General features: G+C 43.1%; 12 protein-coding genes. 6 read left to right on the top strand and 6 right to left on the bottom strand.

What is annotated here, in order from left to right:
• Positions 1 to 23: 23 nt before the first annotated feature.
• The 5 genes from tatC to BLP33_RS26165 all read left to right on the top strand — a co-directional run bounded on the left by tatC (position 24) and on the right by BLP33_RS26165 (position 5429).
• A complete protein-coding gene (gene tatC, locus BLP33_RS26185; RefSeq protein ID WP_090534774.1) occupies positions 24 to 890 on the top strand; it encodes a twin-arginine translocase subunit TatC in 867 nt (288 codons plus the stop codon).
• Positions 891 to 1060: 170 nt separating this feature from the next.
• The gene (gene rpiB / locus BLP33_RS26180) at positions 1061 to 1498 is read left to right on the top strand and encodes a ribose 5-phosphate isomerase B (protein ID WP_090534772.1); all 438 of its coding nucleotides are present in this window, start codon (positions 1061 to 1063) and stop codon (positions 1496 to 1498) included.
• 128 nt (positions 1499 to 1626) lie between these two features.
• Positions 1627 to 3195 carry a M28 family peptidase gene (locus BLP33_RS26175; protein ID WP_090534771.1) on the top strand — a complete coding sequence of 523 codons (1569 nt, stop codon included), beginning with the start codon at positions 1627 to 1629 and terminating at the stop codon, positions 3193 to 3195.
• A 322-nt stretch (positions 3196 to 3517) separates the two neighbouring features.
• Positions 3518 to 4906 (top strand): LutB/LldF family L-lactate oxidation iron-sulfur protein, encoded by a 1389-nt coding sequence (locus BLP33_RS26170; protein WP_090534768.1) that lies wholly within the window; start codon positions 3518 to 3520, stop codon positions 4904 to 4906.
• 4 nt (positions 4907 to 4910) lie between these two features.
• Complete coding sequence (locus tag BLP33_RS26165) at positions 4911 to 5429, top strand: dihydrofolate reductase family protein (protein WP_090534766.1); 519 nt, start codon at positions 4911 to 4913, stop codon at positions 5427 to 5429.
• A 61-nt stretch (positions 5430 to 5490) separates the two neighbouring features.
• Here BLP33_RS26165 and BLP33_RS26160 read toward each other — a convergent pair whose 3' ends face one another.
• The 4 genes from BLP33_RS26160 to BLP33_RS26145 all read right to left on the bottom strand — a co-directional run bounded on the left by BLP33_RS26160 (position 5491) and on the right by BLP33_RS26145 (position 8627).
• Positions 5491 to 6051 (bottom strand): hypothetical protein, encoded by a 561-nt coding sequence (locus BLP33_RS26160; protein ID WP_090534765.1) that lies wholly within the window; start codon positions 6049 to 6051, stop codon positions 5491 to 5493.
• A 209-nt stretch (positions 6052 to 6260) separates the two neighbouring features.
• Positions 6261 to 7184, bottom strand: coding sequence for an ROK family protein (locus BLP33_RS26155; RefSeq protein WP_090534763.1), 924 nt, complete (start codon positions 7182 to 7184; stop codon positions 6261 to 6263).
• A 61-nt stretch (positions 7185 to 7245) separates the two neighbouring features.
• Positions 7246 to 7857: a gliding motility lipoprotein GldD gene (gene gldD, locus BLP33_RS26150; protein ID WP_254780280.1), complete on the bottom strand. Its 612-nt coding sequence runs from the start codon at positions 7855 to 7857 to the stop codon at positions 7246 to 7248.
• Positions 7821 to 8627 (bottom strand): shikimate dehydrogenase family protein, encoded by an 807-nt coding sequence (locus tag BLP33_RS26145; protein WP_090534761.1) that lies wholly within the window; start codon positions 8625 to 8627, stop codon positions 7821 to 7823. Before BLP33_RS26145 ends, gldD begins: the two co-directional genes overlap by 37 nt.
• Before the next feature lie 362 nt (positions 8628 to 8989).
• Here BLP33_RS26145 and BLP33_RS26140 point away from each other — a divergent pair, with 362 nt between their 5' ends.
• A complete protein-coding gene (locus BLP33_RS26140) occupies positions 8990 to 11704 on the top strand; it encodes an ATP-binding protein (RefSeq protein WP_175490126.1) in 2715 nt (904 codons plus the stop codon).
• 640 nt (positions 11705 to 12344) lie between these two features.
• Here the strand turns inward: BLP33_RS26140 and pyk are convergent.
• Together pyk and BLP33_RS26125 are read right to left on the bottom strand one after the other, a co-directional pair.
• Positions 12345 to 13784: a pyruvate kinase gene (gene pyk / locus BLP33_RS26130; RefSeq protein WP_090534757.1), complete on the bottom strand. Its 1440-nt coding sequence runs from the start codon at positions 13782 to 13784 to the stop codon at positions 12345 to 12347.
• Between the two features lie 65 nt (positions 13785 to 13849).
• Complete coding sequence (locus BLP33_RS26125) at positions 13850 to 14275, bottom strand: IPExxxVDY family protein (protein ID WP_229701770.1); 426 nt, start codon at positions 14273 to 14275, stop codon at positions 13850 to 13852.
• Between the last annotated feature and the right edge of the window lie 139 nt (positions 14276 to 14414).

The raw sequence follows: 14414 nt of genomic DNA, 5'->3' as shown, positions 1-14414 counted from the left end.
TTGATACAGCGGTATATATTACAATGAGCGAGAACAAGATCATCAAGGCCATAAAGGATAAAGGTAAAACGTTAGAGGCAGAAATGTCGTTCTTTGATCACCTCGAAGCCTTGAGATGGCACCTCGTAAGAGCTTCGGTAGCAATTGTAATATTTACCGCTGTTGTTTTTTACTACTACGACTGGATCTTTGATACCATTATCATGGGGCCCAGCAAGTCAACCTTCTGGACTTACAGGATGCTTTGCAAAATTGGCGCCGCCCTGCACCGTGATGGTTTTTGTATTGACAAAGTAAACATCAAGCTCATTAATACCGAAATGGCGGGCCAGTTTACCCTGCAAATCAACTCGGCATTAATTATCGGTATCACATTGGGCGTCCCTTACCTGATATGGGAGATATGGCGTTTTATTAAACCCGCATTGCATGACGCCGAGCGTAAAGCCGCTACCGGCTTTGTGTTTTATGCCTGTGTGCTTTTCTTTTTAGGGATCACTTTTGGTTACTTCGTGATTACACCGATGTCTATTAATTTCCTGTCGAGTTATACGGTGAGTGCGGCTATCCAAAATTTATTTGATATCGATTCTTATATCTCGTCGGTAGCTACCCTTACCCTGGCTACAGGCGTTGTTTTCCAATTGCCTATCATCGTGTATATATTGGCCAACCTGGGTGTCATGACACCTAAGTTCATGAAAGAAACCCGCCGTTACGCTATTGTAGTGATCCTGATCATAGCCGCCGTGGTTACCCCTACTCCTGATATGCTTACGATGACCGTAGTTAGTATCCCGCTGTTTGTTTTGTACGAGGTTAGTATAGTTGTAGCCGGTCTTGTTGAAAAACGGAGGATTAAAAAAGAACAGGAGTTAGATAAAGCGTAATTGCCTTCTTTAAACCGGCAGCATGCTTTTTTAGTGAATGAAAACTACAAAAAAGGCGAGATTCGCATATTTTTCGGGTAAGTATTTCCTTTTTTAAGCAATTACAAACTGGCCGGTTTATAACAAAAAACTTACCTTTAACAAGTGATAAAACGTTATACTTTTGATAAATGAAGCAAGGATTAAAAATAGCTATCGGTTCGGACCACGCCGGGTATGATTACAAAAAAATTTTAACAGAGGCGCTGTCTTCTGTCGAAGTAAAAGATTTCGGCACCTATTCATCCGAATCGGTTGATTATCCTGATTTTGCACATCCTGTAGCCAATGCCGTTGAAAGCGGTGAGTGTGACCTGGGGATCCTGATTTGCGGCGCCGCCAATGGCGTTGCCATAACTGCCAACAAACACCAGGGCATTCGTGCAGCCATTTGCTGGAAAGAAGAAATAGCGGTACTGGCCCGCAGCCACAACAACGCCAATATAGTTTGCGTACCTGCCCGCTTTGTTACCCCCGAAGAAGCGAAGGCTATAGTAACTACATTTTTAAATACTGAATTTGAAGGCGGCAGGCATGCTAACCGTGTAGAAAAGATAGCCTGCATGTAATTAGGTTAAAGGGAAAAGGCGAAAGGTTAAAGGTTTTTTATCTCTTCGTTTATTTTGCAAAATGCAGCTGCCTTTTGCCTTTCACCTTTGCCCTTTTAATCTCAGAAAAAGAACTATTAACTAAAAGAATGAATAAATTACCACTATTGCTCATCGCGCTGGCTTCGGCAACGACAGCCTGTGCCCAGCAGAATGCTACGGCAATGAAATATGCCGGGCTGATAACTGCTGAAGATGCGAAAAAGCACCTGAGCATCCTGGCTTCGGATGCCTTTGAAGGCCGGGAAACAGGTAAACCCGGCGCCGAAAAAGCCGCTAACTATATAGCTGGCGAGTTTAAAAAATTAGGGCTTCAGGCTCCTGTTAACGGATCGTACTTTTTTGATGTTCCTCTTACCGAAAATGCGTTAAAAGTAACAGCATTCACCGTTAACGGCGAATCATTTGAGTATGGTACCGATTTTTATTTAGGAGGTGCGTTCCCTGATAAAAGTACATCTGTAAGTGATATCGTTTTTGTTGGCTACGGTACCGATGCCGAAATAGGCAGCACTGATCTGGCGGGTAAAATTATACTTTGGATCAACGAAGATAAGCCCGAAGCAGGAGCAACACCAAATACCAGCTATCGCATGAGCAATGCGCGTATGAAGGTTGTAAAAAACTTACAAAGCAAAAATCCCGCTATCATATTAGCTGCTAACCCGGGTATTGCAGCTGCACTGGCCCGCTTTGGAAAAAGCGTAACAAGTCCGCGGTTAACTATTAAAGATGACGCAGCTAAACCGGCAAACACCAATGCCCCTGTATTTAACATCACGTCTGCATTAGCTGACGAACTGGTAAAACCAACCGGTAAAACTTATGCTGATCTTAAATCTGCTTCTGCAGCAGCAGTTACCCCTGCTACTGTTATAAAAGATAATGTAGTTATAAACTACGCGACTACTAAAAAAGATGTAAAAGCAGTTGACGTATTAGGTTACATGCCTGGTACCGATCTGAAAGATGAAGTATTGATCTTTTCAGCACACTATGATCATATCGGTTTAAACCCTGATGAAAAAGCAAAAGATAAAGTGAACAACGGCGCCGACGATGATGGCTCGGGTACTACCGGCATTTTGGAAATTGCCCGCGCTTTTGCTAAAGCTAAAAAAGACGGTCACGGCCCCCGTCGCAGCATCCTGTTTTTAGGTAACGTTGGCGAAGAAAAAGGTTTATTGGGCTCAGAGTATTATTCAGACCATCCTGTATTTCCATTGGCTAACACCATTACCGATTTAAATATTGACATGATTGGTCGCGTTGGTGAAGAATACATCGGCAAACCCGATTCTGCAAATTATGTATACCCCATCGGCTCGGCCATGCTGAGCAAGGAACTGCATGAAATTGGTGAAAATGCCAATAACACTTACACCAAGTTAAAGCTTGATTACAAGTATGACGATCCAAATGATCCAAACAGGTTTTACTACCGCAGCGATCATTATAATTTTGCAAAACATGGCGTACCAATCATTTTCTACTTCAACGGTGTACACGCTGATTACCACCAGCCGGGCGACGAAGTAAGCAAGATCAATTTCCCGCTGCTGGCCAAACGTGCTCAACTGGTATTTTACACCGGATGGGAGCTTGCCAACCGCGATAAACGCCCTGTAGTGGATGCAGCGGCTGCCGGAGGTAAATAGTGAGTGGTTGATGGGGAGAGTGGTTCTCTCATCAAAATAAAACACAAAAGGCGCACAATATGCGCCTTTTGTGTTTTATAAATAACTGCCGCGGGTTTAGCGCAGCGCAACCCGTGGGTTGTATCGGTTAAGTTTTCAACTTAACCACTGAAGCTGAAAGCTTCAATTATTTAGAACCACGGGTTACGCTGCGCTAAACCCGCGGCAATGAGAAGCTTTTAAAACTTTCTAACATGTTATCTGTTCAAAAACAACCACTCACATAATCAACTAAATCAACCACTCACCCAAAAAATAAAACAAAAATCCTACTTTCGCATATATGGGAGCAACCGCTGAAGAATTTTTGGTAAAATCGGAGGAGAAGGCTTTTGATGCCGATCACCGTCGCATCATCAACTTCAATATTGACCGGTACAATACAGCGGTATCGCGGGGCCTTTCGCGCATTATCAATTTAGATAATGCCAAAAAGAAAGGTCATGTGCTTAAATGGAAGGTGATGGAAAACCTGGATAAGTTCCTACCCGAATTTGAGGCCAATTTTCAGAAACGAGGCGGCAGGGTGATCTGGGCTAACGACGTAGAAGAGGCCCAGCGTGAGATCCTGAACATCATCAAGAAAGCCGACGCCAAAACTGTGGTGAAATCCAAATCGATGGTTACAGAAGAAATTCACCTGAACGAGTTTTTAGAGAGCAATCAAATAGAATCGCTTGAAACCGACCTGGGTGAATATATAGTGCAGCTGTTGGGCCAAAAGCCATATCATATTGTTACCCCGGCTATGCACCTCAGCAAGGAGGATATCGCGAAACTTTTCCACGAAAAATTTGGCACCCCTATTGATGCCACGCCCGAACAAATTACCCTGAAAGCCCGTGAGTTGCTTCGTGAAAAATATGTACAGGCCGATGTAGGTATCACCGGTGCCAATTTCTTATTAGCGGATACCGGCAGCATCGCCATCAGCGAAAATGAAGGCAACGCGCGCCTTTGTACTACATTCCCTAAAATCCATATTGCCATTGTGGGGATCGAGAAGATCATCCCTTCCATTACCGATCTGGACTTGTTTTGGCCAATGCTATCTACTCATGGCACCGGGCAAAATCTTACCGTTTACAATACTATATTAAGTGGTCCGCGCCGGCCGGATGAAACCGACGGGCCTGTAGAAATGTACGTAGTGCTGCTGGATAATGGCCGCACCAACCTGCTGGCAAAAAAAGACCAACGCCAGGGCCTTTACTGCATCCGTTGCGGGGCTTGCCTTAACGGTTGTCCCATTTATAAAAACATTGGAGGCCACACTTATGCCACCACTTACAGTGGCCCGATAGGCTCTATTATTACCCCGCATACGCAGGGGATGGAAAACTTTAAACACCTGAGCTATGCTTCAAGCCTGTGCGGTAAATGTACCGAGGTTTGCCCGGTTAAGATCGACATCCATAAAATGTTGCTCCTCAACCGCCGCGATGCGGTGAACGAAAACCTGGTTACCAATAAAGAACGCTGGGGCTGGGCTATCTGGAAAAAAGGAATGCTTAAACGCAAACTCACCGATTTTTTTGGCGGCGGCATGAAAAACTTCCTGCTTAAAACCTTCTTTAAACGTACCTGGGGCCATTTACGCGAGATGCCGCACGTAGCTGATAAATCATTTAGCAAGCAATGGCAGGAAATGAACAACACACCCGAAGAATAGTGCTATGCGTAAAATAATCTTAAACGTCGCTGTTAGTCTCGACAGCTATATTGAGGGCCCTAATGGGGAGTACGACTGGTGCTTTGACGACCAGGATTATGGCCTTACCGACTTTTTTAAAGCCTGTGATGCCATCTTCATCGGGCGCAAAAGTTATGAGCTGATCATGCGTACCGATCCAAAAATGTTTGCCGCCATGAAAATTTATGTGTTTTCAGATACACTTCATGATCCGCAAGCTGATAACGTTGAAATACTAAGGTCTGCTGATTTTAAAAACAGGGTCGAAGAAATCAGGAGCCAGGAAGGACGCGATATCTGGTTGTTTGGCGGGGCAGAACTTGTTGAAGCGTTTATCAAAAAAAATCTAATCTCCGAATTATTACTATCCGTACACCCGGTAATTTTAGGTAGTGGAAAACCCCTTTTTACAAATATAAAAGAACGCATTAACCTGGTATTGCTTGGTGCCGAACAATTTTCAAGCGGGCTTATTCAACTCAGGTATATCGTCAAACCGTAGTTCAAATCTGTAATTACTTGAAAGTTAAAGGCCTATATGCCCTGCTCTGCGCTTAGTTGCCCTATCCTACTTCAATAACCACAAAATCCTTTTGCATCCGTTTCACCTGCTCGGCCATGCGTTTAATAAACAGGTAATTTGCCGTACCGCCAATAACCGCGCCCACAACCGGAACCAGGCGTTCGGCAGTGCGGGTGCCTAATATCATCAGCATCCTTTCGGCAATGCCTTCCATCATGGATTTGGTGATAGCCACGCCGGCTTCCACCCTTACCGATGTTGCTACTAACGACATAAAATCGTCGAACCCATTATCATACGTGCCCCGGTAATAATACATAATGCCCATAATAGCCCTAAACTGCTGGGTGATCAAATTGATGAAATCAAATGGGATCCCCGCTACGAGGGTAAACATCCCCCCGCTGCCTGCCATAGCCCCCGAACCTGCTGCAAGACAAGCGCACTGGTTAATAAAACCTTCGAGGCCGAGTTTATCAACGCCGTTTTTTATTTTAAGCTGATCTATACCTTCAAATATCTTCCTAAACCCCATATGGGCAAGGCTTTCGGTATGCAACCGGATATCATTACCTATTTTATTGAATTTGATGAGTTTCATTGTTTATTAATTAATGGCAGTTATTAAGCCGCTGTGCTATTAACAACAGATCCATCTGCGTGTTTGTAAATTTGGCGGAAACAGAACAATAAGTTTTAAGGGATAGCTAAACCATATTTTTCATCCTCGTCGGGATCGCTCATATAGAGGCAAGCTTATTCAGGTGGAATGATTTTCTGAAATTGCGAGAAACTATCCGGAAGGGTTAATTAACCTATATGCCTTCTCAGGTTTTCAATTGCCCCAACGGGCACTGCCAGTTCGCCTAATTCGGCTATTACTACCCCTGGCCCGGGCAAAAACAGGGTCATGGTATTCGCCCGGATGGCGTTTTGTACCCGAACGCGCAAAGGCTCACCCAATAAGGATAAGCCTCCGCCTAACACTATAATATCCGGATGAAAGAGATGAACAGCATGTGATAAGCCGAAGCCCAAGTCGGCAGCGGTATCATTCAATATTTTCAGCGCATCTGCATCTCCCTGTTCCAAAGCAGTTAGTAACATTTTGGCCTCGCCTCCATTTACATCCGCACAAAGTTGGGCCAGTTTACCATCAGGCTTTTGAGCGATTACTGTACGGATCTTTTTGTCAACCGCCCAGCCCGAGCAGCTATCTTCAAGCGTAAGGCCTTCGCGGTTAAGGCGGATGTGCCCTATCTCAGCTTCTCCAGGTTTTGTCCCGTGATAAATTTGGCCGTTAATAACCATTCCGGCACCTGTCCCGCTGCCAAGCGTTACATAAAATACATGTTCATAGTTACGCCCAGCCCCTTTTAATGCCTCGCCAAGGGCCGCTGCATTAGCATCATTCTCCAAAATAACCGGTACATTAACCTGCTGCTGCAACCAACCCGAAATGTTAAATCCGTCCCATCCACTTAACTGGTGCGACTTAGCAATACAGCCCGCCTCCCTGTCAACCGGTCCGCCAAAACCGATGCTTATACTTTTAATGATATACTCTTTTGAAATATTGGTGATGGTTTGGGCAATATGCTCCCTGATCCCTGCGGCAGCCAACACTCTGTCTACCGCAAAACGAAATGTCCTGTTGATAATAAAACTATCATCGGCCAAAACTATTTGCAGTTTGGTTCCGCCTATTTCAATACCTATATAGCAATTTTGCATGGTTAAAATATCCAGCTCTTAAAGTCTTGCTTCTATTATCTTGTTGTCTTGCTTCTGGCTTCTACTTCCACTTAAAACTTTTAATCATCACCGCCATGTCCTGCTTTATAAAACTAAGCACAGGTTGTATGGAGTCGAGCCGGGGTTCGGTGTTAAAATATAGCGCTCCCCGTATATAATTATGTACACTATCTGTAAGGAAAAACTGCGCCGATGAAGCGGCATTGCCGTCTATGGTATAATAAATGCCATAAACTTTTTTATCGGCATAATGGATGATGCCTTCGTCAATGGATGTGGCTTTTACGGTATGCTTAAAGGCGAAGGTGCGGGCATCCTCCACCAGTTGGTTAAACTCTTTTTTTGAGGTGATGGGCTGATAGCTTAAATGCAGCGTGGCATTAAACCGCGGGAACTGCATGTTTATCCAGCAAGGTTTGGCACCCCGCTTTTTATCTGGTTCAATAAAGGCGTACCTGGGATATGTAAAAGCATACGGGCAACCGGCAGCATAATCCTGGTATTCTTTTTTAGGGAACGCAATGCGATAGTAGCCGCGGGGCTTGGGCGCGTAATCATGATTGCCGCTGCATGCGAACAAAAACAATAGCACTGCTGCCAGTAAACTTACATACTTCATGGATGTTTCTCCTTTGAGTTCCAGATCTCCCATGATTTTTCGGCCTGTAAAACCAGCATTTCGTAACCATTTTTGGTAACAGCACCGCGCTCCCGCCCTTTTTTCAAAAACAGGGTTTCTTCTGGATTATATATCAGGTCATATAAAATATGATCTTCACCTATAAAATCATAAGGTATAAGCGGGCATTCATCAATATTAGGATGGGTACCCAAAGGAGTTGTATTGATGATAAGTTTGTGCTGTAAGATATGGTGTGGCTGAAGATCTTTAAACAAAATATTATCCGCATGGTGTGTAGGTTTGCGGGTAACCACTTTATAAGTTATACCTAAATTTTCCAGTACACACTTTACAGCTTTTGCAGCACCGCCATCGCCCAAAACCAAAGCATCATCATTACCATCACCAATTAAGGGTTTTAATGACTCTTCAAAACCATAAATATCGGTATTATACCCTTCCAGCCTGAAATCATGGTCTTTAACACCTATTTCGCCTGAAAAGGCGGCAGCCACCGGGCTTTCAGCGGTTACACGGATACAATTAACGGCGCCGGCTGTACGTGCGTCATGCTCAATCCAGTCAAGCAGCGGCATCACGTTTATTTTATGGGGGATGGTAACATTAAGTCCGCAAATATTGGGATGCTCGTCAAGCAGGTCCTGCAAATCTTTAATATTCTCGAGCGGGTAAAGATCATAGCGGCAATCGGTAATGCCTTCGGCTTCAAATCTTTCGGTAAAAAATTTTTTTGAGAATGAGTGCGAAAGCGGGAAGCCTATTAGTCCGTAGTGTTTCATTATCAATTTTTATATCGATGCAAAGCGCTAAAGTAATCAATTATAGCTTAAGCTGGCATAGGTTTAATTGTGTAATATTAACAACAAAACAGGCAATTTTAACTATTGATTTAAAACAGGTAAGCTGAAAAAACTTTGGATAGAAATTTTTTATAAGGAGATTTATTTCAAATTAAGGTAATTCCGGGCGCCGATAAAATTGTAATTTGGGCTTCAATATCATGACCCCTATTACAATTTACCCTGTTCATCTTTTCCGAAGGATCATCCCTTTTTGTGTTATCATTTTATGCAGCTTTGCTGCACTGGCTCAAAGTCAATCCCGGCCCACTAAAGAACCTGTATTAAAAATGCTCCGCAGCATGAAAAGCCCGGATTCGGCAGCTGTGCTTGCAAAAAAGCTGATCGATTCGGCCAGGAAAAATAACAATAAACCATTTGAAGCGCGGGTGTTGCTGGCCCGGGCTTACCAGGCTTATGGCATAGGTAATGAACATGATGCTTTAACCTTTGGCCGTGAAGCTACCAAATTGACAACCACGGCCGATTCACTTACTTATGAAAAAGCACCAATAATGGTAGCCTACATGCTCAGCCGCGAAGCCAAAACGGTTGAAGCCTTAAATGTTGCCTTTAAAATACTGAAAGAGTGCGATAATCAGGGATGGAAAAGTTTGAGTATAGACTGTCGGGCTTGTATTGCCGATATTTATCGATCTATAGGTAACCCTAAACAAGCCCTGCCTTATGCTGAGCAAGCTTCAAAAGATGCATTGAGCATAAAAGATACAGCTTCTTATATTTTTGCGCTGAGTAACCTATCCAACATCCTTTCCGAACGGAGTATATCGTCGCCGGGTAACCTGGTAAAAGCTACCCGGCTAATGGAACAGGTACTTGATAAAAAGTATGCTCATTTTCTTTCAGATTTTAGCATAGCACGTTACCAGGGCAATCTGGGCCGGCTTTACCTCATGACCAACGAGGATAAAAAGGCTGAGGAGATCCTGATGAAATCACTGGAATTATCCCGCAAAGGCGAGTTCAAAACTCTCGAAAAGCATAACCTTAACGAACTTATGACCATGTATGTTGATCATAAGGAGTTTAAGAAGGCCGCACGCTACGGGGAAATGGCGGTTAGTATCCAACCCGAATCACAAAGTAACATCACCGTACAAAAAAACATCTATAATCATTTAACCGATGCATATGAAGGTATTGGCGATTATAAAAACGCTTTTAAGTATAGTTATCTGTACCGGCGGCTTAATGACAGCATCAACCAGCTCGATAAAGCAAGGGATGCTTCCGAACTGGATAAAAAATACCAGGCCGATAAACGGTTATTAATAGCCGCCGGTGAAACTAAGCTGGTTGAGGTACAACGGAATTTTTTAATTGTGCTTGCGCTGTTTATCGTAATAGCCTCCATTATCAGTTATCGTTGGTTTATTCTTAAAAAGAAAAGAGAGACGGCCTTACTGGCCGAAGAACATAGTCAGCTGGAAAAAATGGATGCTATGAAGACACGCTTTTTTGCAAACGTAAGTCATGAATTACGCACTCCGTTAACGCTCATCATAGGGCCGGCGGTTCAGCTCCTGGCTTTTACTAATTATGAAGATGAACGGCGTAACATGCTGCATTCGATATTGCGCAATAGTAAAAAGCTACTCAATATGGCCAACGAATTGCTTGATCTTGGCAAATTGGAAGCAGGGAAATTAGCATTACAACCCAAGCCCGTTGCATTATTATCATTTGTGAAGATACTATACCAGGGTTTTGTATCGGCCGCTGAATATAAACAAATCGATTACAGATTGCTCAACTCCATTGATCCGGCGCTTTTTGTTTTGCTCGATCAGGAAAAGTTTGAAAAAATAGCTAATAACCTCATCGGTAATGCCATTAAGTTTACGCTTTATGCAGGTACTATAACCATTACTGCTGATATAAGGCAGGAAATGATTGAGTTTGGAGTAGCCAATACCGGTGTGGGGATTCATCCGGATGATCTGCCCAATATTTTTGACCGTTATTACCAGGGCAGGGGTAATAACGCGCCCTTAGAAGGCGGCACAGGCATAGGCCTTGCTATAGCGCGTGAACTTACAGAACTGATGGGCGGGCATATTGCGGTTGATAATAATTGGGGAAAGGGTGTGTTTTTTAAGATAGTTATCCCGCTTAAGGCAACTGAAAAGCCGGCAACTGAAATGTCCGGAACAGAAGCCGTAATTGTTTCGAATAGTAAAACCGTGGGGAAAGACACTAACGGGGAACTTATTATGCTGGTTGAAGACCATCATGAAATGGCTGCTTATATTGCAGATATTTTACGGCCACAATATCGACTCATCACTGCCGGCAATGGCCGCGCAGCACTGCAAAAACTGCAGGATATGCCGGTAATGCCCAGCCTGATCATATCAGATGTGATGATGCCCGAAATGGATGGCTTTACCCTGCTTGAAACCCTGAAGCAAAGCCCGGCTTACTGCAACATCCCAGTGATCATGCTCACCGCATTGGCCAATACACGGCATAAGCTTAAAGCGCTTCACATTGGTGTTGATGATTATCTCACCAAACCATTTTTAAGCAGCGAATTGCTTGCACGCACTGTTAATCTTATTAATAACGCCGCCGCCCGCTCCGGGGCTACCATTCCTGATGATGATGAGCTGATTACAGGAACCAACGATCTGCAGATTGAACAACCGGCAGAAAATCCGGGCTTGAAACTTTCGCCTGCCGATTTATCCTGGCTTGCGGAATTGGAAGCCCAGGTACGAAAACATACCGGCAAAACCGATCTTACCCTTGCCGCACTGAGCTATGAACTGGCGATCAGTGAACGGCAATTGTTTCGCCGCATAAAATCAATTACCGGACTTACGCCTAATAAATACATCCGCGCCATTAAATTGCAAATAGCACGCGAAGCTATCGAAAGCGGAAAATACCGCACCATTGCCGAAGTGTCATATGCCGCAGGTTTTGATACACCTGCATACTTTGGCAAATTGTTTAAGGAACATTATGGCCGCGACGTTAACGAGCTACTTTAAACAATCCGGCCGGTTATCATTGTCTTCTTAATTTTCAGAAATGTTTAACTGACCGGAGGCTTTTTTTAAGCAAATGGCGGTTTTATAAAGCTAAATGGCAGTTTTATTATATCGCTTTTAGGCAGCTTTGTGAGATACAATCACCCCCTAATATAATGACCGTGACTTTTAATGAGGATAACCTCCGCACCCTTAACAGCCAAACCGATACAATACCAACTATCGGCAAAACGCCTGATGCAATATGCCCGAGATGCAAAAACAAATTTTGCGACCGGATAAAAAGAGGTGCTATTGTTAAACTGTTGCTTCCCCGGCTTGCAGTAAAACGCTATCGCTGCAGCAGGTGCTCAAACAGGTTTTATAAACGCGGATAAATTTATTTAAGCATCTACCTTTTATTTTTTAGGATAGCAAGAGAAATCAGCCTTTCAACTTAAACCTGAATTATGCCTGATTTTAATTGTGCTTTGCCGGTTTACTTTCGGGTAGCCGGCATTGTTTTTTATGAAGGGACCTCATCTTATATCCCATAGGGCGGAACTCGCTATTCCATTGATACCTGCATATACCGCCAACAAAAAAGCCCGCCAGTTATCCCGGCGAGCCTTCTTCATTAAAAGTAAGATTTTAAATAGCCTTATTCCACAACGCTTAATTTAAGCGTATTGGTTTTACCCTGTTTAATTATAGGTGTAGAAGCAGTGTTAACAACTACGTCGCCTGTTTTAATCAGGCCTTCGGCTTTAAGAGTGTCGTTAACATCGGCAATGGTTTGATCTGTGCTTTCCAGCTGATCATAATAATACGCCCTCACACCCCAAACAAGACTAAGTGCATTCAATAGCTGCTTGTTTGATGTAAAGATATATGTACTGGCTTTAGGCCTGTGGCTTGATATTTCAAATGCAGTATAACCTGAAGTAGTCATGGAAACGATACCTACCGCATTGCTTTGCTCAGCAATATGTACGGCAGATTCGCAAAGTGCATTGATCAGGAAATCCGGAGAAGAAGGGTCTTTAGCTGTCGCTTGCTTTGGAGCGTTAAACGGATAGCCTAATTCTTCAACATTGCGTACAATTTTGGCCATAGTTTCAATAACAATAACCGGGAACTCACCAACTGATGTTTCGCCGCTTAACATAACCGCATCGGCACCGTCAAGTACAGAGTTGGCAACGTCATTCACTTCGGCACGGGTTGGGCGTGGTGTGGTGATCATTGATTCCAGCATCTGGGTAGCTACGATAACCGGTTTTGAAGCAGCGCGGCATTTACGGGCAATCATTTTTTGCAGTAACGGTACTTCTTCAAGCGGCATTTCAACACCAAGATCACCACGGGCAACCATTACACCATCTGTAGCAGCAATAATGGCATCAATATTTTCAATAGCTTCCGGCTTTTCAACTTTGGCAATTACCTTAGCCGCCGAACCGTTGCGTGCTATAATACGTTTCAGGTCAATGATATCCTCACCTGTGCGAACAAAAGAAAGACCGATCCATTCAACATCCTGTTTAAGGGCAAATTCAAGGTTGATCAAATCTTCTTCTGTTAAGCTTGGGATAGACACTTTGGTGTTAGGCAGGTTAACCCCCTTGCGTGACGTTAAGATACCGCCGTGAACAACCTCACATATAACTGTATCAATTTTGTTGGTTTCAATAACCCTTAACTGCAGTTTGCCGTCATCAAGCAAAATAATTTCGTTTGCCTGCACGTCCTGTGGGAAGGTATCATAAGTAATATAGATCTGCTCATCGTTACCAATGCACTCGTGAGTGGTAATTTTAATGTGCGTTCCGTTAACTAAATGAATACCGCCGTCCTTTACCAGTCCGATGCGGATCTTTGGGCCCTGTAAATCGGCCAGGATACCTACGTTGGTTTTGTATTGCTCGTTAATTTCACGGATAAGATCGATCACTACCTTATGATCTTCAGGCTTACCGTGCGAAAAATTAAGACGGCAAACGTTGACACCTGCCTTGATCATCGCTAATAAAACATCCTTTTTAGCTGATGCCGGCCCCATGGTGGCAACAATTTTTGTACGATTATAGTATAGTTCCATATTATTCGGGTTAAAACTGGAGGGTATTTAATGATTGTAAAACCAACATCTTTTTAAATTCGGCGCTAAAATAAAAGATTTTCCCGTGATTTTATTTTTTTTGGGTCAATCTTTACAGCTGCAACTATCTCTGGTATTTTATTAAGCGATGAAATGATCGTATCAAGCTCATTATCATCTATATAGTTACGGATCATTAAAAAATAGTCGGCACTTTTTATTTCAGGCACCAGGTAGCCATCTGAACCTTTATTGCCTATAAAGAAGAAGTCTGTTTCGGTGGTTTCCCAGCTGTAACGGTATAATGAAAACAAAACAGGTTCGCTCCCGGGGTAAATATCTACTTCCAGGTCATCGGTTTTTACGAAATTAAAATTCAAGTACTTGTTTATAAGAAAACAAACCCGGTAATCTTTAAGTGAGCTTGTTACTGCAATGAGCACAAAATCAAAATCGATCTCAAACTTTAAAAATTTCCTGTTCAAAATCATTACTTTTACGCCGTCAAAATTACTAATACAAACCGTTTCAATAAAATTTTGTTTAGAGATTTATATTGTAAAAGTTTTAGATTTGTTTATTGACAGAATTTATTTTTCTTTGCACTGAATTTTTATTAATCATTAAACT

Source organism: Mucilaginibacter sp. NFR10, from assembly GCF_900100445.1.
Taxonomy (GTDB): domain Bacteria; phylum Bacteroidota; class Bacteroidia; order Sphingobacteriales; family Sphingobacteriaceae; genus Mucilaginibacter; species Mucilaginibacter rubeus.
This window is presented reverse-complemented; position numbering and strand designations above follow the sequence as displayed.